The following is an 18602-nucleotide window of genomic DNA, read 5'->3' as shown; positions in this document are numbered from 1 at the left end:
TACAGTTTTTCATCGCAAAAACCGTAGGGGCGCAGGGCTTGCGCCCTCCATTGTATTTGGTTAGAGCGAGAATTGCTGTAACATAAATCTCATTTTCCCACATCCCTATCGCTCTCCCATCATCCGTGAGTCATTTCATTTAAAGCAGTATTAATTATTTCTTCACTAACTCCATGATGTTTTAAATTTTCAATAAAAGTAGAAATTCCTTGATTACGACTTTCTAAATAATATAAAATTGCTGCAATGGGCGATGGAGGTTCAATAGGATAATTTTGTTGTTCATAAACTTCTACTAAAGTCGTTAAAATATCTAATTTTTCATATTCTGGTGTATTAGGTTCAGCCTCGAAAATTTGTTCAATTTCTTTTAAGGCTTGTTGATAATCTGCTTCTGTTCTAATTGGTTTTAAGTTCATAATATTAAACCTCCCTAAATGATTGTAGCATCTATCTTGTCATATTCTTGATGGGTATCAATAAAACGAATAAAAATAATCCCAATCTCATAACGAATGTGGACAATTAAACGATAATTATTACCTTTAATATTAAAGACTACTCGATTATTAGCAATAATACTGGCATTAGCATAAACTTCTTTAATATCTGATGGACTTTGCCAATTTGCACGGGTAGCATCATCAAACCATGCTTTTAAAGGCTGTTCTGTATCAGGATATTTTTGCCAATATTCTCTTAGGGTACTCCGAGCAATAATTCTCATTGTAATAATATTATTTATCAAAAATTAGTTTACTTGGCATTTGCAGTTTGCGCTAACTGATACCATTCATCAATGGGTAAAGGCAAAACTAATTTATTGACACTAGATTTAACTGCTACTTCCCAAACAGAAATTGCTGAAATTAATAAGCCATTTTGGGATTCTTCACTTTCAATAGCTTCTTGCGCTGCTTGTGATAATTGACTAGGCTCATGAAGCAACCATAGCCAAATATGGGTATCTAGAAAAATCATTCTGCTAATGCTTGCCAAAGTTCAGGCATAGGTTCATCAAAATCACTAGCAATGGTAATAGGTTTTCCTTTGAGTGGGTAATTCTTTGTAGTGTTTATCTGTTGTGAAATTAGATCAATGTTTCCTGCTTTAAATTCTAGAAACTTCCATTCCATCATCCCTAAAAGCGATTCCTACGGTCGAATTTTCGCTCTCCCACATCCCTACATCTTTTTATCCTCCCCAAAACGTAGGGGTTTAGCACTGCTAAACCCTTACAATTCTGAACACCCACAGATCAACCCTAAATCTAAAAAGGCACATCTAATAACAATGTATCATCATAATAAACCTGACCAATATTATCAGGATCATTTTCCCAGTTTAAAGGATTATTAATAATGTAGTTTCTAATCGCTTCTAATGATTTTTCATCCTGATGAATATGTTCATGAAAATTTCTTTGCCATACGGAAGATATACCTTTTTGATGGCAGATTTGATTAATATTTTTAGTAACTACACTTTTATAAGACATAATCACACAAGGAATTGAACCAGGAATCATTTCACCGAAATTCCGTGACTGATTTATCGGTTTAATTTTTTCAATAATCCATAATATGCCATGAATATGATTTGGCATAATCACAAAGACATCTAATTTAATATGGGGAAAATGTTGCGGAATTTCTTGCCAATAATCACGGGCAATTGTGCCTAATAAATTTAATTGCATTTTCCCTTGTTTGATATCACCAAATATACATTGTCTGTTTTTGGTACATAAGGTAATGAAATATGCCCCTTCTTGGGTGTAATCATAATCTTCCAATTATTATCTAAATGCCAGATATGCAGGAAGTTTCCAGAAACATTTTTCCAGAGAACTTGATTATCTCCATTCACGGTTTCTACTGCTAGAGTTTGCCATCCTGAATAGATATCTTGATAGATTTGTTGCCCACCATTTTTGATAGTAATTGGGGTATTTGTTCCTGCTTGAGCAAAATATTTGTTGGCTGTATCTTTGAGTAAATAAGTATTACCTATTATGTCAATATTTGTGAATAACTGATTTGTCCCGCTTAGATTAACGCTGGTGGTAGAGTCCAGCGTATTATTTACAATATCTAATACCATGTGTACACTCTGAGTTCATATATATTCATCATGATTACAGATTATGTTTAATCATGACTACAGTATTATTACTGAATTTAATACAGTCAGTAAATTGGAAAATCTGTAGGGGCGCAGGGCCCGCGCCCTTTCCAATCCCACCAATCCCACAATTGCCACCGCTACAGCCGTAGGAACAATTACCAATGATGATGTGGCAGTCGTCAACAATGCACCAATAGTTGCTAACCTAATCGCAGATCAAAACGCCAAACAAGGAACTGCTTTCAATTTCCAAATTCCCACCAACACCTTCACAGATATTGATGCGGGTGATATTCTCACCTATTCAGCAACATTAGAAAATGGTAATGCTTTACCAAATTGGTTAACCTTCAATTCTACAACTCGGACTTTTAGCGGTACTCCCACTAATGATAATGTAGGGAATCTGAATGTTAAAGTAGCAGCTACAGATAAAACAGGAGCATCTGTTAATGATACGTTCACTATTAAGGTACAAAACGTGAATACCGCACCCATCCTCAAAAATCCACTTTTAGATCAAACAGTTAAGGTCAATTCTACCTTTACATTTACACTACCCAAAGATACCTTCTCCGATCCAGACGCAGTTAATCCCTATAAAAACCTCGTCATCTTTGGTGATAGCCTCTCAGATACAGGTAATGCCTACAAAGCATCTGGTAACACCTTTCCACCATCACCTAATTATCAAGGTCGTCTTTCTAATGGCTTAATTTGGGTTGATTACTTTGCCCCTGATTTACAATTTACAAACCAATCAATTCAAAATTACGCCTTTTTGGGCGCAAATACAGGAGTAAGTAATACTTTTGGGCAAATAACCGTACCTGGATTACTCACACAAATTCAGCAATTTAAAACTGTAAATGCCAATTCTATTGGTAAAGATGGACTGTATGTAATCTGGACTGGTGCTAATGATTTTCTGAATCTTGCCACAGATCCTACTCAGGCTGTGACTAATGCAGTTACTAATATTAGTAGTGCAATTACAACCTTAGCCGGATTAGGTGCTAAAGAAATTGTCGTTGGCAATTTATCAGACTTGGGTGCTACTCCTTTGAGTATTGCTAATAACAATGTAGCGAATGCCAGAGCAATTTCTATTGGTTTTAATGCAGCTTTAACTCAAGCTTTAACTAACTTAGAACCAGCCCTCAATGTTGATTTATCTTTAGTAGACATCTTTGGTTTGAGTACAGCAGTTCAGACTAATCCTGCTAATTACAAATTCACGAATATTACTCAGCCGCTAATTACAGTCACTACGCCAGTTAACCCTGATCAATATGCTTTTTGGGACGATGTTCATCCCACAACAAGACTGCATCAGTTAGTAACAGATACATTTGAAAATACACTGCTCAATGATGGTGTAATTCCTGATTTAATTAAATATTCTGCCACGTTAGCTGATGGTAGTAATTTACCAGATTGGTTGAATTTCAACTCTACAACTCGCACCTTTAGTGGTACTCCCAACACAGGAAATGTCGGTAAATTAGATGTCAAGGTAATTGCGACAGATAAAGCCGGGGCAACTGTCAATGATATCTTTACTCTCGCAGTCAACCAATCTACAACTGTAGGAACTCCAGGAGATGATAAATTAATTGCCACTCCTGGTAGTCAATTCGATGGTCAAAACAATATTGTATTTACAGGTGCAGGTAAAGATGAGTTAGACCTGTCCACTGTATCCAGTTTGCCCAACTCAGGTAACAATATCGTTGATCTGGGTAGCGGTGATGATACTATCTTTGTGAATAAGAGCGATCGCGCTTTTGGTAGTGATGGTAATGATACCTTTGATGCTAGAGATGGCCAAGGTAATAACCGGATGTCCGGTGGTCTTGGTAATGATACCTTCTATTTGGGTAGCAATGACCGGGCTTTAGGTGGTGATGGTAACGATATCTTCAGAGTTGGTCTTGGTGGTGGTAACTTAATTTCCGGTGGTGCTGGTACTGACCAATTCTGGATTGTCAATGCTGAATTACCCTCTTCGGCTAATACCGTGCTTGACTTCCAACTGGGGACTGATGTGATTGGGATTAGTGGTGCTGTCAGTTTAGGTATTACCACATCCACACTCAAGTTAAATCAAGTTGGTGCAGATACTGCGATTGTCTTCAATAATCAAACTCTAGCTACTCTGACGGGAATTCAAGCCAGTAGTTTGAGTTTGACAGATCCTAAACAGTTTGTTTTTGCGTAATAAGCATTTAGGAGGTAGGGGTAAAGCAAGAGCTTTATTGGTGTCAACTTAACGCAAAATCTTCATCCCGCAAGGAACTCAAGTTCCTTGCTAATAGCGAAAGTCATCTAAAAGATGACTAAATACTAGGAAAATTCATTAGTCCGTTTTAACGGACTTGAGCTATGAGACAGGGAATTTATTCCCTGACGGGTTTTTGGCAGTGCGGGCATACTTCGACCCTTCGACAGGCTCAGGGCATCGCTTGCTCAGTACAAGTCTTGCCCGCGTGAGCGAGACGCTCACACTACAGTCCATCATTTTTATCTTGACGAACTACTAGTATTAGCAGTGTAAAATACACCATCTTTTCCTAATCTCACCCTTTCCGACCGGCAAAGGAAAAAAATTCACAGAAATTTAACAATGTGTACCAATAATTTGGTAACTTAGTACATAGTCTGCAACAACTAGGGAAAAATTACGTTGAGTTACCATCCAGATGCCATTGCCGCCCACGGTGGAGAGTTAATTAACCGGGTTGCTTCCTCAGCACAAAGAGAAGTATTTCTCTCTAAGGCTGACTTTTTACCGCGTGTGGAACTTGATGAACGAGCAGTTTCTGATTTAGAAATGATTGCCATTGGTGGTTTTAGTCCTTTGACTGGTTTCATGAACCAAGCAGACTATAACCGAGTCGTCACCCAAATGCGGTTAGCTAACGGTATTGTCTGGTCAATTCCTATTACACTGTCCGTAACCGAAGAAGTAGCAGCCCCTCTACAAAAAGGCGGTTTGGTGCGTCTGGATAACCCCAGAGGCGAGTTTATTGGGGTATTGGAACTGACCCAAAAGTATACCTACGACAAACAACAAGAAGCCATAAATGTTTATCGCACTGATGATGCTAAACATCCTGGGGTGCAGGTAGTTTATAACCAAGGTTCTATCAACCTAGCTGGTGATATCTGGTTATTACAACGGGACTCTCATCCCCATTTTCCCAGCTACCAAATTGACCCCGCTGCGTCACGGGAAATGTTTCGAGAAAAAGGCTGGAAAACAATTGTGGGTTTCCAAACTCGCAATCCTATCCACCGCGCCCATGAATATATTCAAAAATGCGCCTTAGAAACTGTTGATGGTCTATTTTTGCACCCATTGGTAGGGGCAACAAAAGAAGATGACATCGCTGCTGATGTGCGGATGCGTTGTTATGAAATTTTACTAGAACACTATTACCCTGTAGATAGAGTAATTTTGGCAATTAACCCGGCAGCCATGCGTTATGCTGGGCCTAGAGAAGCCATTTTCCATGCTTTAGTGCGGAAAAATTACGGCTGTACACATTTTATTGTCGGACGTGATCATGCTGGTGTGGGTGACTACTACGGCACTTATGACGCTCAATATATCTTTGATGAATTCGCCCCTGAAGAGTTGGGAATTGTACCAATGAAGTTTGAACACGCTTTCTATTGCAAGCGCACCAAACAAATGGCCACAACTAAAACCAGTCCTAGCAAACCAGAGGAACGGGTTCATCTGTCGGGAACCAAGGTGCGGGAAATGTTACGTCGGGGTGAGTTACCACCACCGGAATTTTCTCGTCCAGAAGTTGCGGCTGAGTTAACCAGGGCTATGAAAATTGCACCTGTATTAGTTTAGGTTAAGATCAGAAACTTTACTCTCCAGACTTCAGCCTTTAAGCTATGAGAATGGGCTGGAGTCTGACTGTTAATTATGAAACGGCGTGGGTTTTTACAACAAATTAGCGGCTTATTAGCGGCATTGGGAGTGGCTGAAACTGAGTGGTTGAGTTTGGGTAATCCCTATTACCAAGCTTTAGCACAACCTAATCAGCGGAAGTTGGCATTATTGATAGGAATTAATCAATATCCACAAAGTCCTGCCCTTGGTGGTTGTGTAACTGATGTGGAATTGCAAACAGAATTGTTAATTAATCGTTGTGGCTTTGCCGCGTCAGATATTCTGACTTTAACTGATGAACAAGCCAGCAGAAAATTTATTGAAAATGCTTTTTTAGATCACTTGGGTAAGCAAGCCAAATCTGGAGATGTGGTGATTTTCCATTTTTCTGGTTATGGGACTCGTGTTAATTTGGGAAATGAGCAGATCCCCGACTTCTTCAAGAAGTCGGGGATCTATAATGCCATAGTTCCTGTTGATGAGAATAATTTATTGGGGACAAATTCGAGAAACTATTTATTGGCAGAAACTCTGTTATTATTATTGCGATCGCTCCCAACAAATCAAGTTACAGCAATATTAGATACTAGCTACTATCATTCTAGTGAATTAAAACCCAGTGGTTTACGAATGCGTACCCGTCCAGAATTATCAACAGCAACTTTACAAATAGAAGAATTAGAATTTCTATCACAACTGAAAAATCATAAATCAGCTAATAATAATCCTCTGATGATCAATGCGACTTCAGAACTAAATCAGCAAGCCGGAGAATTTCTTTTCTCTAATTGGACTGCGGGATTATTAACTTATGCTTTAACTCAATATTTGTGGGAAACTATCCCAGCCAAAACAATCCCAGTTTTTCTTTCTGGTGTTGCTACTTCCATGTATCAGTTAGGTGGAAAACAACAACCAAGTCTAGTAAATGAGCCAAAAAAATCTCAAAATGCTTTAATTGTTGATTATTTTCCGATTGATAAATTGAGAAGTATTGGTGTAGTTCAAGCCATAGATGATGATGGCAAAACAGTCAAATTATGGTTAGGAGGATTACCTAATCAAGTTCTCACAAATTATGGCGTAAATTCTCGGTTAACTCTGGATACGGGAGAAGAGTTAGTGGTTAAATCACGAAGTGGGTTAATAGCTAAAGCCCAATTTACAAATAAAGAAATTACTACCCTACCTCAAGTTGGGCAAATAGTCCAAGAAGTTATTCGGGTATTACCTCGAAATATTCATGTTAATGTGGCTTTAGATCAGGGTTTGGAAAGAATTGAACGGGTAGATGCTACTAGTGTTTTTTCAGGAATTAACCGGATTGCTAATATTGCTACTGTAGAAGAAACTGCTGATTATGTGTTTGGTAAAGTTGCCCAAGTCCCCAGCCGTTATGGTCTTTTTTGCCTGGGTGGTGAATTGATTATTAATACGATAGGGGAAGTTGGGGAAGCGGTGAAGGTGGCAGTACAGCGATTAAAACCAAAATTTTCTACTCTGTTAGCATCAAAGTTGTGGCAGTTGACAGAAAATAAAGGTTCTTCGCGGTTACCTGTGAGGGCAACTTTAGAGATTGTTAACAACGTTTTACCCCGTGTTTTTATGGTGAGGGATACTTTGGGGACTGCAAGTATTGATAACACTTTGCAAACACCTGGCTATGAAGAAATAGCTATGCCGACAATTCCTGTGGGTAGTCGCTGGCAATATAAAATTGAAAATTTGAGCGATCGCCCGATATACTTAATTTTAGTGGGTTTAAATAATTATCAAGATGCCTTTGCTTTTTATCCTTGGGAAGTTTTCCTGCAGACAGATATTCCTCCTACCAAACCCCAATTAATAGAAGTTCTGATTCCTCCGGGTAAAACTGTCAAAATCCCAGAGAATCACCCGATAGCTGGCTGGTTACTGCCTACTCGTTATACTTTTTGTGAACACCAAATTATTCTGAGTACAGCACCATTTAAGGAAACTCTCACGGCATTAGCGATCGCTAAATATCCTACCACAGATCAACAGGCTATTAGTCCCATTGTCAATCCCTTAGAAGTTGCCCAAGCCATATTACAAGATTTACATAACGCCAGTAAAGTGACAACTGATATTAATGATGCTTATGTTTTGGATGTGAATAATTGGGCAAGTTTGAACTTTAGTTTTCAGGTTGTTTAGAGGTAGGGATTTCATTATTGTCCTGTTCACATTTGATTGAGAATAACTATATACTAGAATTTAATCCCTTATTTGTGTTTCCTATGGTTGTAAGTGCTTCCACCACCAAGATCACTTGGGAACTTTTACCTGAAGACTTTGTTTTAGACAATGAACCTGTGGATAATGTCAATCAACCCAGTCTAGCAGCAGCACTCACAGAAAGCCTAGAACTCGCTGGCAAACTTCCAGAAACTGCCCTTGCTACCACCAATTACGGCATCTGCGCCACAGTTAATGGTAAATTTGTCATCAAAGCCCCTGACTGGGCTTACGTGCCGCAAATTACAGTGCCTAGAGAACAAATCCAACGCAGTTACACCCCCCACAAACAGGGACAAATTCCTGCGGTGGTAATAGAATTTCTTTCCGATACCGATGGTAGTGAATATTCTAATAAACACACCTATCCCCCCGGAAAATGGTTTTATTATGAACAAGTTTTACAAGTTCCTGATTACATTATTTTTCAACCAGATATCGGTGAGTTAGAAATATATAACTTGCATGAAAATGGACACTATAAATTGCGTTTCTCAGATGAAAATAACCGTTACTGGTTAACTGAAATGGAATTATTTATTGGTGTTTGGCAAGGAAAACGTGAAAACCGTCAAGGTTACTGGTTACGCTGGTGGGATCAAGATGGTAATTTGCTACTTTGGGGTTCTGAGTTAGTGCAACAAGAACGACTTGCTAAAGAAACTGCCTTAAAACGTTTGGAAGAGTTAGAAAAACGCCTTCGAGATGCTGGCATTTCTGACTAATTTTCATGAAGATCCTATTCAGATCCCCGACTTCTTTAAGAAGTCGGGGATATTTTCTAGTAATTCCCATTCAAGTGAGGTACAACAATAAAGAATTAACCGCAGATGGAAGAGGATAAACGCAGATGAACGCAGATAATTTTGGACAATAATGATATAATTAGGAGGCTGAAAACCTCTTTTCTGTTCCCTTACCATAACGACAATTTTTAACGCCAACCTACTTAATCAAACTGTTATTAATTCTCTATGTTGAACTTAGCTAATATTCAAACCCTAGCTCAAGAATACAGTCCCCAGGAACTTTTTGCAGCTTTGGTGTGGCAACGTCGCTTTAATGAGTTTAATGGGGAGGAGGTTGTTAGGGATCTTAGCCAACATTCTCATCTATGGGCAAGTTTTCTGTTTACGAAACCAATTTTTGCACCAGATGAAAATGGTTTAAGTTTTGGTGGTTTGGTAGATACTTTATTGGCAATGGCAAATTATCGCCCGATGCCAGAATCGAGTATAATCCACTTTGTAGCTTATCCTGGGGATACCCTCTACATTTTGACAGAAAACCAAGATAGTATCGTGTCTCAGCTTTTGGATTTGGGTAAAAAGTGGCGTGCAGATTCAGTGGATATTACTGATGGTAATAATGAAGAATATGGTTTGCGACTTGGGCGACAGTTACGAATGAGATTGGAAGCAGGTTTGGAAGGTGAGTCGCTTTGGCAACAGCGAGATGCTGTAGTTATTACTTATTGGTGGGATTAATGATATGGCTATCTATCACCAACGCCAAAAATGTTATATTGAAGGCAAAGCTACCACAAAAATCAAAAACTTATGATAGCGAGTAATATTAGACAACAAATTCTAGATCATCTTCAACCATTACCTGGAGAACAAGTAAAAACCCTTCTCTTAACATGGCTAACTGGTACATCTGGGGAATTAGAAGATTTTGAGCGGTTGCTGACAAATAAACCTACTCAAACCACAGAAGAATCACTTGAGTATGGCGAAATAGATGCAGAACTAAATTTTCAACCTCTCACTGAAGCCGACATGATTCAACAAAGTAAATCCGCGCTAGAAGCCTACCGTCGCACAGGTTCAGGAGTGGAACATGAACGAGTGCGGGAATGGGTAAATAGCTTAGGAATCAATCAAGAACGCTGATGTCTCAGATAGTTTGGACCCAAACTGCAATTAACGACTTAAATCGTCATTACGATTTTATCGCACTTAATGATGTTAACGCAGCAGCACGCGCAGTACAAACAATAGTCTCTTCTAGCGATACTCTACAGCAAAATCCACATCGAGGCGCGATTGTAGATGACGTAGCAGGATTACGAAAACTTTTAGTTTCTTTTGGTAAATACGGCTATATTATTCACTACACTATTCTCGAAGATGATGTGATTATTTTACGCATCTATCATGGGCGAGAGAATAGACCGATTTAGTCAGTCAGTTCTCATCCCCTATTCCCTTACAAATACTTCTCCAACAACAAAGCCAACTTCTCCTTAGTTGCTGCTGGCGCTTTCTCCAAATTCGTCAAAATCGCATATTTCAAAGCCGAATGCGCCTCACTAGCAGGGGGATTTGCACTCAACCGCTTCACAGTTTCTTGAATTACCTTTTGTGCATTTGCTGCATTTTTATGTAAATTCCCAATCACCATTTCCACCGTCACACTATCATGATCAGGATGCCAACAATCATAATCCGTCACCAGCGCCAAGGTTGCATAGGCGATTTCTGCTTCCCTGGCTAACTTCGCTTCGGGTAAATTTGTCATCCCGATGACTGTAGCATCCCAACTCCGATAAAGATGAGATTCAGCCTTAGTAGAAAAAGCCGGTCCCTCCATACATACGTACGTACCACCATTATGTAATGTAACATCTGGTAAACTTAAAGAAGCGATCGCTTCAGCCAAAACCCCGGACAAATTATGGCAAATCGGCTCACCAAAAGCAATATGCGCCACAATTCCCTCACCAAAGAAGGTAGAAATGCGATTCTTGGTGCGGTCAATAAATTGATCGGGAATTACCATATCTAGGGGTTTAGCTTCAGCCTTCAAAGAACCCACAGCACTAGCAGAAATCAGGTATTCTACCCCCAATTGCTTCATAGCGTAAATATTAGCCCGAAATGGCAACTCCGAAGGTAACAACGTATGATTACGACCATGACGCGCTAAAAATGCCACTCGTGTTTCCTCTAAAGTTCCGAGAATAATCGCATCTGACGGTGAACCAAAAGGCGTAGAAATTTCTATTTCCTCCACATCTTTCAGTGCTTCCATCTTATACAACCCACTACCACCAATGATGCCAATTCTAGCTACATTCATAAATTATCAACCTTGTGATGAATGGGATTAATAAGTAATTTTACCGTCTGTATATTGTACAAGAATATTCGGTAAAAAATAAAGTTCTTGTTTTTCTAAAAGTTGAAAAATTTTCAATCTATTTGAGATAAATCAATAAATTCAAGCCGGGAATTGTCCGCGAGAGAGTCCAACCAGCGAGAATAATATAAAGTAACCCTAAACTCCATTGATACCAAGCCAAGGTAGAGATAATTCCTGGTAAATGTTCATCACGTAAACGGATATCATTAAATCCCAATCTCACCAAATTATTCAAACTAAAATCATAATAATTCAGCCAATTCCAACGTTTATCCCATAATAGTGGCATATATCTTTCCCGGAAACTAGGATTTCTAGGAATAACTGGTAATCTCCCAATTAATAATCTCAATTGTCTTAATGTTCCATCTTCTCGAAAATAGGAAATATCCATTAAATCATGATAACGTCCTTGTTGATAAAGTCGCCATAATAAAATTCCAGGTAAGGGAAAAATAATGAAAAATAAACACAGTAGAGTTAACCAAGGATTCCCAGAATTCCGAAAAATTGCTAATAAACTACCAGATATTAAACAAATAAAACTCAATAATATGCAAACAGTTTCATAATATCTAGGAACAATTGCTACAGGAGACAAACGACGATAGCGATCAACTAACCAAAATAATACACCAAAACAGGAAATAACTACACCACCCACACCAAATACTAACCAAAAGTTTGTCCCATAACCACTTAACAACAATAATAAACTCAATAACAACCAACTTAAAGATCTAACTACCCACCCACTAAAAACCAGAGGTTCAGTGGCAATAATTCTATCACTTAACTGATTATATATTTCTAAATTCACATCTGCTAAAACTAGTAACTCGCTAATATTCCGAAAATGTTTGATTTGACGATATTGATAAATTTCAGCCGCTTGGGTTGCGGAAAAACCTAAATTTATCAACCTATTCACAGCAGCAGTATTAATATTAATAGCTATCAACTGATGACTTAATTCAATTAACCTTAACCGTTGTTTTGTATATTCTAACTGATTTGCATCACTAACCTGCTGTTGTAACCGGAAATTTTGACTTAAATTCCGCAAAATATTTTGATTACCGCGTAAAGTGGGGACAATCAACTTTTTGCCAATTTCTCCAACATTACCTAAAATTTTCGCTTGATTAGAATTAAACACCAAATCAGAAACATTTAAAAATGCTGTTTCCGCAAAGTTAACATCACTAAAATCAGCTTGATTAAGAATACTTGCACTTTGCAAATCCACAGATTGATTAAACTCAGATTCTCGAAAAATTAGTCCTTGTTTAAAAATAGCATCTTTCATGAATAGAAATTGATGAAAATTAGCTCTGTTAAAGTTTACTTGATTATTAAAAATCACACTAGAAAAATCAGCATTTTCTTGCCAATAACTACTATTAAACCTAACTATTTGTTGAAATTTTCCTTGATTAAATTTTGCATCATCACAAAATACATCACCTTGGAAATTAGTAGCATCTAGAAATTTGACATTTTGAAAATTAGCTTTGTCAAAGAAAATGCTACCTTGAAAACTACTAAGAGCGTGAAAAATAGCCCCATTAAAACTCACAGTTCTACTAAATCTTGATTCCTCCCAATTAGTAGGTTTTAAAAAATTTGCCCCTTGAATATTTACAGATTGCAGAAAGAACGTATTCGGAAATTTTACCTCACCATTAAAACGACTTTCTACCATAATTAAAGCCCCACGAAACACAGAAATACTACTAGAATTATTTGACTGATTATTCAACAAAGATTTACAATCTTTAGAATTAGGAAAAGCCCTTGTTAAAGATTGCAAACATACAGAACGTAAACTTTCTAACTGTTCCCGTTCCATAGGTGTGAAAATTTGGGCTATACCTTGAGCATAAACAGGAGTTCTTAAACCCAAATCACTCCCATAAAAATCACCTTCAATTACAGAATTACTCAAATCTAAACCCAAAGCCGTCGCACCAGTTTTTTGTAATTCTTTTCTGAGTAATTGGTAAAAATCATCTCGGAAAATACCATTTTCTGGACGTAAATCAATTACCATTTTCCTTAAATCTACAGTTAAATTACCATCTCGCAAAATTGGTGTTTTAACTCGTTCTTGTAATAATTCCCAAGTTAAAGTTATGGGTTCATTTGGGACTGCAAAAGTAGGAATAGGAAATAAAAATATAGCAAATATACAAATAAACAATATTACTGCGGAATTAGATATGATGATTTTTCCTAATTTCGCAGATAATAAGTTTATTTTTTTAACGGTGTTTTTTATTTGCCAAAGTTGAGAAAAATCCCATCTTTGTAAATAACTAAAGTGACAAAACAATCTCAACAAATTCCCTACTTAATGATTAATTTAACAAAACAACCTTACCCAGCACAGAACCAGTTTCCACTAAAGCGTGTGCTTTTGCTGCTGACGCTAAAGGGAACGTCTGACTAACTTCAATTTTTAACTTCCCTTCATCTATCCAATTAGCACATTCTTGTAAAATATCTCCATGATGTATTAACGCTTCCACATTTCCTAACAACATCGGTGTTAACATTAATTCTAAACCAATGCGGAGATTTCTATTTCTAGCAACTTTCCAAACAGTGTTAGCTTTCGGTTCAAGAATAGTCACAATATCCCCATAAAGTCGCACTGCGGGAAAAGATTTTTCAAAAGTATCACCACCAACAGTATCAAAAACTAAATCTACACCTTCACCATTAGTCCACTCTAATACAGATGCGACAAAATCAGTTTCTTTGTAAAAAATGATTTTATCCGCACCAAGTTGAGTGACAAAATTAGCCTTTTCTAGAGAACTAACCGTAGTCGCTACCTCTGTACCTTTGAGTTTAGCCAATTGAATAGCCACATGACCAACACCACCCGCACCAGCATGAACTAATACCTTTTCTCCTGGTTCAAGTCTTCCCCGTTCATATAAAGCTTCCCAAGCAGTGATTAAAACCAGAGGTGCTGCTGCTGCTGCGGTGAAAGAAACCGATTTGGGTTTAAAGGCTACAAATCTTTCATCAACAATGGTATATTCTGCATAATTTCCAGATTTTGCACCCAAACCACCATAGCAAAAATATACTTCGTCACCAACGCCAAATTTTTGGACATCATTACCCACAGCTTCCACTATACCTGCACCATCACATCCTAAAATAGCTGGCATTTGTTCAGGGTAAAATGTCCCCCGTTGACGTAATTTTGTGTCAATGGGATTAACACCAGCCGCTAAAATTCTCACTAAAATTTCTTTATTTGTGGGTATGGGTTGGGGAACTTCTTGTAATTCTAAAACTTCCGGTTTACCCGCTGCTGTCATTAATATCGCTTTCATGGTTTTTTCTCCTAAATGCACTTATTTAAATTTACCTAAAAATATCCCCATAAATTCCTAATTATTGAGGAAAATATGGGGAAGAAATATCCAAAATTTCTCACAAAATGGTTTTAATTTTGAGGAGAAGAATTATTAGTTCCTGGTGTTACAGGCGCTTGAGGTAAAGTACCGGGATTAATTCCGTTCCCTGGTAGATTAATTCCTGGGTTGGTGGGATTATTAGGTATGGGAGGAGTTGGGAAATTGGGTGAATTTGTCAGTGGTTGAGATGAACCGGGGATAATTCCCAAAGATACACGATTTCCTCCTACTTTTCTCAGCAAATCCAATGTTTGAATCACGTCGTTATAAGTAGCTGTCCGCGACGCATTCAATACTAAAATTCCATCTGGATTGGCTTGGATATATTGTTTTAAACGTGCTTCTAATTCTTCCTGTTTCACAGGTTCTTTTTCGATGTAAGTCAATCCAATAGCATCAATTGTTACAGGTAATATTTTGCTTTTAATTTGGGAATTAGCCGCAGAATTTTCGCCTGTACTAGCTTTGGGTAAGTCAACATTAATTGCTTGTTGACGAGTAAATTGCAAAGCTGCTAAGAGAAAGAATGTCAGAATACAAAAAACAACATCAATTAAGGGGATAATTTGAATCTGAACGTCTTCAGTCGGAGTATCTAGCTTAACTTTCATCTTCTTGTTTTTCTCCAGATTTCAAATTGGAATGATAAGTTGTATCATCTGGCTCATTTTCCGGTTCTTGGATAAATGTTTTTGATTCTAACTGAGAAGATGAATCGAAATTTTTAGAGGTGCGTTTTGAGAATCTTTCTGTGTTAATTGTTTTAGGTTCGGGAGGATATTGACGGTAAAGCAGTTCCATTTCATTACCAGCTTTGTTGAAAATTTTAACTTGGTTAACAACAAAACTCTGAAATAGGCGGTAAAATACTAAACTAGCGATCGCTACTATTAATCCCGCTGCTGTACTAATTAACGATTCCCCAATCCCCGTGGTGACACCGGCTGTAGATTCAGTTCCCAAATCACCAATGCGAATTGCACCTAAAGAACGAATCAAACCCAGAACTGTACCCAATAATCCTAACAGTGGCGAAAGGGCAATCACCGCTTCTAAAAGTTTTTCACCCCGACGCATTCCGGCTATTTCGTCCGCTGCGGTGGATTCTAGGGCTAATCTAAAGGTTTCTGGATCACTTTTTTGTAAGCTTAAAGGTGCGTATAAAAATCTGCCAATGGGCTGATTTTTGGCTTGTTCAGCTATTGCTTCAGCGATGCCCCAATCCTCACCAGCAGCATCCAGAACCCGATTGACTATTTCTTTTTCCTGAGCAAGAATCCGTAACCAGAACCACAGCCGTTCAAAAATCACACTTACTGATAGGACTGATAAAACTAGCAAAGGCCACATGGAGGGCCCGCCTTTCTTAAATAAATCTAAAATATCCACTGTGTGGGTTTCCTCTCTCCATTCCTAATAGTCAAAGCATTTTCATTTTAGAGAGTTTTGCATTACTCACAAACTTTTCTAACTAATTACTCAGGAGTAACATCTTCTATACACAATATGACGGTTATTCCCACCGGGAGTTTAGAGGATTATTTGCCAAAATAAAAAAATCACTGGAGGTTAAGAACATGAACTTCTCAATTCAATCCCTGTACACATGGTATCGGAACACTCTACGCAATCCTAAATACCGTTGGTGGATAATTATCGGCACGGTAGCCTATTTAATTAGTCCTTTAGATATTTCTCCAGATTTTATTCCTATTATTGGCCAAATTGATGATGTTTTATTGTTAAGTTTATTCGTTTCCGAAGTTTCTTCCTTAGTTCTTGATGGTTGGAAGGCCAAAAAAGGAACTGTAGAAAATAGTACCAGCAATCCGGCTAATCATGCCCCTGCGGCTGGCGAAACTGTGGATGTTGATTCTATCCCTGTTAAGTAGTATTAGTAGGTTGGGTTGACCCAAGGAAACCCAACACCATTTATTGGTATCTTATGGTTAATATGGGGTTTAGTTCCATTGCTTCGCAACTTTGACGCGAACAACCCAACCTATATTACAATCAATAACCAATGTATTTTTCTTGGTTTCTCAGTGTTTACAATCTTTAATAGATACCCAACTAGACTCTGCTATTGGAGAACCATCTTCACCCAGCAAGCTATAGTGTTCCTTTTTCCAAATCGGCGCATTGTGTTTTAATGTATTAATAGCATACTCACAAGCGGCAAAAGCCTCACCACGATGAGGACAACCGATAGCCACAACCACACTAATTTCCCCAACAGACAATCTACCAATGCGATGATATATCACCACCCGACTCACATCAGGCCATTGATCACGAATATCATCAGCAATTTGATAAAATACCTGCAAAGCCATTGGTTCATAAGCTTGATATTCCAAAGCTACCACAGACTTACCATCAGTTTGATTACGAACCATACCACTCATTACTACCACCGCACCATTAGCAGGATTATCTGCCTGACTGTAGATTTCTTCCACAGACAATGGTGCTAATGTCATCCCAAAACTATCTTCAACCCTGGGTTTAGTTGTGATCATTTACATTCTCCTAACAGCATCCTAAAATCCCTTAATTCATCCATCTTTATCTGCGTTCATCTGCGTTCATCTGCGGTTAATAATTATTAGAATCTTATTTCCACTCACCAAGACTTCAAAAACCGTAAAATCAGTTAAACTAATTTTTTCATCTATTCATAAAAACCACAATCATCTCATGCAAGTGCAACTCAGTGGATCTAAAAATCCCCTCGCGTATCTACTATTAATTGCTCCTTTTTTCCTTTGGGGTACAGCAATGGTGGCAATGAAAGGCGTAATTCCTCACACCACACCCCTATTTATGGCTGGAGTCAGATTAATACCTGCGGGGGTGTTAATTCTCATGGTGGCTGCATTTATGGGTAAACCTCAACCTCAAAGTTGGTTAGGGTGGTTGTGGATTATTATATTTGCTTTAGTTGATGGCACTTTATTTCAAGGCTTTTTAGCTGAAGGTTTAGTCAGAACCAATGCTGGTTTAGGTTCGGTCATGATAGACTCCCAACCCCTAGCAGTAGCTTTACTTTCCCTGTGGTTATTTCAAGAACATATTGGATTATGGGGATGGTTAGGGTTAGGTTTGGGAATCACAGGAATTAGTTTGATTGGTTTACCTCAAGAGTTGATTTTCCATCTTTTTGCATCAGGAATCACCATCTCTACAGATAATTGGCAACAGTTATTTGATAGTGGTGAGTGGTTAATGTTACTGGCAGCTTTATCAATGGCTGTGGGAACAGTGATGATTCGCTTTGTGTGCCGATATGTAGATCCAGTAACAGCTACAGGATGGCACATGATTATCGGTGGCTTGCCTTTGTGGGGAATTTCTTCAGTATTAGAATCTCAACAGTGGGAAAATCTTGTCCTATCGGACTGGTTGGCATTAAGTTATGCTACTGTATTTGGCAGTGCGATCGCTTACGGATTATTTTTCTACTTTGCCTCTAGTGGCAATCTCACCAGTTTAAGTTCTCTGACTTTTCTCACACCCGTTTTTGCTTTAATATTTGGTTATATTTTTCTCAATGAAGTCCTGACTACTATTCAATGGTTTGGGGTTTTTCTGACCTTAATCAGTATTTATTTAATTAACCAACGGGAAAATATCGGCGGAAATCAGAAACCTACTATCACAGAAGTCAGGAGTCAGGAGTCAGGAGTCAGGAGTTAAGAGTTAAGAGTCTCTTACAGTAT

General features: G+C 38.1%; 21 protein-coding genes. 9 read left to right on the top strand and 12 right to left on the bottom strand.

Going from position 1 to position 18602, the window contains the following annotated elements:
- Nucleotides 1–119: 119 nt before the first annotated feature.
- The 6 genes from FJR08_RS13765 to FJR08_RS13740 form a co-directional block, all read right to left on the bottom strand.
- Entirely contained in the window at nucleotides 120–419 is a 300-nt protein-coding gene (locus FJR08_RS13765) for a type II toxin-antitoxin system HigA family antitoxin (protein WP_168466309.1), read from the bottom strand.
- Nucleotides 420–433: 14 nt separating this feature from the next.
- Complete coding sequence (locus FJR08_RS13760; protein ID WP_168633546.1) at nucleotides 434–727, bottom strand: type II toxin-antitoxin system HigB family toxin; 294 nt, start codon at nucleotides 725–727, stop codon at nucleotides 434–436.
- 29 nt (nucleotides 728–756) lie between these two features.
- Nucleotides 757–981: a type II toxin-antitoxin system VapC family toxin gene (locus FJR08_RS13755; RefSeq protein ID WP_015079754.1), complete on the bottom strand. Its 225-nt coding sequence runs from the start codon at nucleotides 979–981 to the stop codon at nucleotides 757–759.
- Complete coding sequence (locus FJR08_RS13750; protein WP_168633541.1) at nucleotides 978–1139, bottom strand: hypothetical protein; 162 nt, start codon at nucleotides 1137–1139, stop codon at nucleotides 978–980. Before FJR08_RS13750 ends, FJR08_RS13755 begins: the two co-directional genes overlap by 4 nt.
- Nucleotides 1140–1270: 131 nt before the next feature.
- The gene (locus FJR08_RS13745) at nucleotides 1271–1699 is read right to left on the bottom strand and encodes a transposase (protein ID WP_254435755.1); all 429 of its coding nucleotides are present in this window, start codon (nucleotides 1697–1699) and stop codon (nucleotides 1271–1273) included.
- Nucleotides 1690–2103: a hypothetical protein gene (locus FJR08_RS13740; protein WP_168633539.1), complete on the bottom strand. Its 414-nt coding sequence runs from the start codon at nucleotides 2101–2103 to the stop codon at nucleotides 1690–1692. Before FJR08_RS13740 ends, FJR08_RS13745 begins: the two co-directional genes overlap by 10 nt.
- A 193-nt stretch (nucleotides 2104–2296) precedes the next feature.
- Between FJR08_RS13740 and FJR08_RS13735 the strand changes: the two genes are divergently transcribed.
- From FJR08_RS13735 to FJR08_RS13705, 7 genes are all read left to right on the top strand, one after another.
- The gene (locus FJR08_RS13735; protein WP_168633538.1) at nucleotides 2297–4348 is read left to right on the top strand and encodes a putative Ig domain-containing protein; all 2052 of its coding nucleotides are present in this window, start codon (nucleotides 2297–2299) and stop codon (nucleotides 4346–4348) included.
- 465 nt (nucleotides 4349–4813) lie between these two features.
- A complete protein-coding gene (sat, locus tag FJR08_RS13730; RefSeq protein WP_168633537.1) occupies nucleotides 4814–5995 on the top strand; it encodes a sulfate adenylyltransferase in 1182 nt (393 codons plus the stop codon).
- Nucleotides 5996–6070: 75 nt separating this feature from the next.
- Nucleotides 6071–8215 (top strand): caspase family protein, encoded by a 2145-nt coding sequence (locus FJR08_RS13725; RefSeq protein WP_168633536.1) that lies wholly within the window; start codon nucleotides 6071–6073, stop codon nucleotides 8213–8215.
- Nucleotides 8216–8298: 83 nt separating this feature from the next.
- Nucleotides 8299–9021 carry a Uma2 family endonuclease gene (locus FJR08_RS13720; protein ID WP_168633535.1) on the top strand — a complete coding sequence of 241 codons (723 nt, stop codon included), beginning with the start codon at nucleotides 8299–8301 and terminating at the stop codon, nucleotides 9019–9021.
- Nucleotides 9022–9270: 249 nt separating this feature from the next.
- Nucleotides 9271–9783, top strand: a complete 513-nt coding sequence (locus tag FJR08_RS13715) for a hypothetical protein (protein WP_015079748.1) — start codon at nucleotides 9271–9273, stop codon at nucleotides 9781–9783.
- A 72-nt stretch (nucleotides 9784–9855) separates the two neighbouring features.
- Nucleotides 9856–10191, top strand: coding sequence for a hypothetical protein (locus FJR08_RS13710; RefSeq protein ID WP_015079747.1), 336 nt, complete (start codon nucleotides 9856–9858; stop codon nucleotides 10189–10191).
- The gene (locus FJR08_RS13705) at nucleotides 10191–10481 is read left to right on the top strand and encodes a type II toxin-antitoxin system RelE/ParE family toxin (RefSeq protein WP_168633534.1); all 291 of its coding nucleotides are present in this window, start codon (nucleotides 10191–10193) and stop codon (nucleotides 10479–10481) included. Before FJR08_RS13710 ends, FJR08_RS13705 begins: the two co-directional genes overlap by 1 nt.
- A 26-nt stretch (nucleotides 10482–10507) precedes the next feature.
- On the opposite strand, the gene FJR08_RS13700 is transcribed toward FJR08_RS13705, so the two are convergent.
- The 5 genes from FJR08_RS13700 to FJR08_RS13680 all read right to left on the bottom strand — a co-directional run bounded on the left by FJR08_RS13700 (nucleotide 10508) and on the right by FJR08_RS13680 (nucleotide 16269).
- On the bottom strand, nucleotides 10508–11380 hold the full coding sequence (locus tag FJR08_RS13700; protein ID WP_168633533.1) for an S-methyl-5'-thioadenosine phosphorylase: 873 nt from the start codon (nucleotides 11378–11380) through the stop codon (nucleotides 10508–10510).
- 118 nt (nucleotides 11381–11498) lie between these two features.
- Nucleotides 11499–13787, bottom strand: coding sequence for a pentapeptide repeat-containing protein (locus tag FJR08_RS13695; protein ID WP_174783095.1), 2289 nt, complete (start codon nucleotides 13785–13787; stop codon nucleotides 11499–11501).
- A 16-nt stretch (nucleotides 13788–13803) separates the two neighbouring features.
- Nucleotides 13804–14796, bottom strand: coding sequence for a zinc-dependent alcohol dehydrogenase family protein (locus FJR08_RS13690; RefSeq protein ID WP_015079743.1), 993 nt, complete (start codon nucleotides 14794–14796; stop codon nucleotides 13804–13806).
- Between the two features lie 113 nt (nucleotides 14797–14909).
- Nucleotides 14910–15491: a biopolymer transporter ExbD gene (locus FJR08_RS13685; RefSeq protein WP_168633532.1), complete on the bottom strand. Its 582-nt coding sequence runs from the start codon at nucleotides 15489–15491 to the stop codon at nucleotides 14910–14912.
- Entirely contained in the window at nucleotides 15481–16269 is a 789-nt protein-coding gene (locus FJR08_RS13680; protein ID WP_168633531.1) for a MotA/TolQ/ExbB proton channel family protein, read from the bottom strand. Before FJR08_RS13680 ends, FJR08_RS13685 begins: the two co-directional genes overlap by 11 nt.
- Nucleotides 16270–16457: 188 nt before the next feature.
- On the opposite strand from FJR08_RS13680, the gene FJR08_RS13675 reads away from it, so the two are divergent.
- Complete coding sequence (locus tag FJR08_RS13675) at nucleotides 16458–16772, top strand: YkvA family protein (protein WP_015079740.1); 315 nt, start codon at nucleotides 16458–16460, stop codon at nucleotides 16770–16772.
- Between the two features lie 150 nt (nucleotides 16773–16922).
- On the opposite strand, the gene FJR08_RS13670 is transcribed toward FJR08_RS13675, so the two are convergent.
- Nucleotides 16923–17402, bottom strand: a complete 480-nt coding sequence (locus FJR08_RS13670) for a molybdenum cofactor biosynthesis protein MoaE (RefSeq protein ID WP_168204468.1) — start codon at nucleotides 17400–17402, stop codon at nucleotides 16923–16925.
- A gap of 178 nt (nucleotides 17403–17580) precedes the next feature.
- Between FJR08_RS13670 and FJR08_RS13665 the strand changes: the two genes are divergently transcribed.
- Complete coding sequence (locus tag FJR08_RS13665; RefSeq protein ID WP_168633530.1) at nucleotides 17581–18579, top strand: DMT family transporter; 999 nt, start codon at nucleotides 17581–17583, stop codon at nucleotides 18577–18579.
- Nucleotides 18580–18602: the final 23 nt, after the last annotated feature.

The sequence above is a fragment of the Dolichospermum sp. UHCC 0260 genome (assembly GCF_009711985.1).
Classification (GTDB): domain Bacteria; phylum Cyanobacteriota; class Cyanobacteriia; order Cyanobacteriales; family Nostocaceae; genus Dolichospermum; species Dolichospermum lemmermannii.
This window is presented reverse-complemented; position numbering and strand designations above follow the sequence as displayed.

Coding starts and splice junctions, on each gene's coding strand:
- FJR08_RS13765 (WP_168466309.1), bottom strand. CDS start 419: ATGAACTTAAAACCAATTAGAACAGAAGCAGATTATCAACAAGCCTTA.
- FJR08_RS13760 (WP_168633546.1), bottom strand. CDS start 727: ATGAGAATTATTGCTCGGAGTACCCTAAGAGAATATTGGCAAAAATAT.
- FJR08_RS13755 (WP_015079754.1), bottom strand. CDS start 981: ATGATTTTTCTAGATACCCATATTTGGCTATGGTTGCTTCATGAGCCT.
- FJR08_RS13750 (WP_168633541.1), bottom strand. CDS start 1,139: ATGATGGAATGGAAGTTTCTAGAATTTAAAGCAGGAAACATTGATCTA.
- FJR08_RS13745 (WP_254435755.1), bottom strand. CDS start 1,699: ATGCAATTAAATTTATTAGGCACAATTGCCCGTGATTATTGGCAAGAA.
- FJR08_RS13740 (WP_168633539.1), bottom strand. CDS start 2,103: ATGGTATTAGATATTGTAAATAATACGCTGGACTCTACCACCAGCGTT.
- FJR08_RS13725 (WP_168633536.1), top strand. CDS start 6,071: ATGAAACGGCGTGGGTTTTTACAACAAATTAGCGGCTTATTAGCGGCA.
- FJR08_RS13720 (WP_168633535.1), top strand. CDS start 8,299: ATGGTTGTAAGTGCTTCCACCACCAAGATCACTTGGGAACTTTTACCT.
- FJR08_RS13715 (WP_015079748.1), top strand. CDS start 9,271: ATGTTGAACTTAGCTAATATTCAAACCCTAGCTCAAGAATACAGTCCC.
- FJR08_RS13710 (WP_015079747.1), top strand. CDS start 9,856: ATGATAGCGAGTAATATTAGACAACAAATTCTAGATCATCTTCAACCA.
- FJR08_RS13705 (WP_168633534.1), top strand. CDS start 10,191: ATGTCTCAGATAGTTTGGACCCAAACTGCAATTAACGACTTAAATCGT.
- FJR08_RS13700 (WP_168633533.1), bottom strand. CDS start 11,380: ATGAATGTAGCTAGAATTGGCATCATTGGTGGTAGTGGGTTGTATAAG.
- FJR08_RS13690 (WP_015079743.1), bottom strand. CDS start 14,796: ATGAAAGCGATATTAATGACAGCAGCGGGTAAACCGGAAGTTTTAGAA.
- FJR08_RS13685 (WP_168633532.1), bottom strand. CDS start 15,491: ATGAAAGTTAAGCTAGATACTCCGACTGAAGACGTTCAGATTCAAATT.
- FJR08_RS13675 (WP_015079740.1), top strand. CDS start 16,458: ATGAACTTCTCAATTCAATCCCTGTACACATGGTATCGGAACACTCTA.
- FJR08_RS13670 (WP_168204468.1), bottom strand. CDS start 17,402: ATGATCACAACTAAACCCAGGGTTGAAGATAGTTTTGGGATGACATTA.
- FJR08_RS13665 (WP_168633530.1), top strand. CDS start 17,581: ATGCAAGTGCAACTCAGTGGATCTAAAAATCCCCTCGCGTATCTACTA.